Raw genomic sequence first — 862 nt, 5'->3', positions numbered from 1 at the left:
GCGGCGCCGAAACAGAACGGGCGGGGGAGACCCCCCGCCCGCGCCAGGCCGCCCTTTTGGCGGCCGGTACGACCTCGCCGGACGGCGCGCCGGGCGCCGCCCGCAAGGTGTCGCGTCACGCCCAGCCGCGGCCGGCGACGAGCGAGATCAGGAACAGCACCAGGAAGATGACGAAGAGGATCTTGGCAATGCCGCTGGCCGCCGAGGCCACGCCGGAGAAGCCGAGCACGCCGGCAACCAGCGCGACGACGAGGAAGATGAGCGTCCAGTACAGCATGGGATCCTGTTCCTTCGGACCGTTGGGGGAATATGCCGGTGCCGCAAGGGCGGCATCGTGCCAGGAACGCGGCGTATTCCCCCCGGTTGCAGCCTCAGCCGATCGGAACGGTGGAGGAGACGGCCTGGTAGGTGGCGATGGCCAGCGCCAGCGGCTCGAAGGGCTTGCTGATGACGAAGGCGGGCTCGACCTGCTCGGCGGTCAGCAGCCGCTCGGGATAGGCGGTGACGAAGATCACCGGCACCGACACCTCGCGCTGGATGCGGTTGACGGCGTTGATGCCGTCGCCCCCGGCGCCGAGATTGACGTCGGCCAGGATCAGCCGCGGCTTCATCTCGGCCGCCATGCGCACCGCCTGCGCCTCGCTGGCGGCGACGCCGACGACGCGGTGGCCGCAGGCCTCGACCAGCTGGCGGACATCCATGGCGATGATCGGCTCGTCCTCGATCACCAGGATGTCGGTGGCGGCGGCGCTGCGCAGCGCCTCGCGCGCCGCGTCCAGCTCGGTCTCGGCGACGTCGCGCGGCACGCCGACGACCTGCGCGGCGTCGCTCACCGGCAGTTCCTCCAGCGCGGTCAGCAGCA

At 71.5% G+C, this 862-nt stretch carries 2 protein-coding genes; both read right to left on the bottom strand.

Features of this window, described 5'->3' with window-relative positions; all coding sequences use genetic code 11:
- Nucleotides 1–115 precede the first annotated feature (115 nt).
- Complete coding sequence (locus HMPREF0731_RS23840) at nucleotides 116–277, bottom strand: DUF1328 domain-containing protein (RefSeq protein ID WP_007006484.1); 162 nt, start codon at nucleotides 275–277, stop codon at nucleotides 116–118.
- A gap of 94 nt (nucleotides 278–371) precedes the next feature.
- Nucleotides 372–862, bottom strand: a 491-nt coding sequence (locus tag HMPREF0731_RS22060) for a response regulator (RefSeq protein ID WP_007006483.1), incomplete at its 5' end; no start/stop codon positions are given.

Source organism: Pseudoroseomonas cervicalis ATCC 49957 (genome assembly GCF_000164635.1).
GTDB classification, from domain to species: domain Bacteria; phylum Pseudomonadota; class Alphaproteobacteria; order Acetobacterales; family Acetobacteraceae; genus Pseudoroseomonas; species Pseudoroseomonas cervicalis.
The sequence above is the reverse complement of the archived record's forward strand: the minus strand, read 5'-3'. Positions and strand labels throughout refer to the sequence as shown.

What these genes read in the sequence shown, in the direction of transcription:
- HMPREF0731_RS23840 (WP_007006484.1), bottom strand. Translation starts at nt 277, where the DNA reads ATGCTGTACTGGACGCTCATCTTCCTCGTCGTCGCGCTGGTTGCCGGC.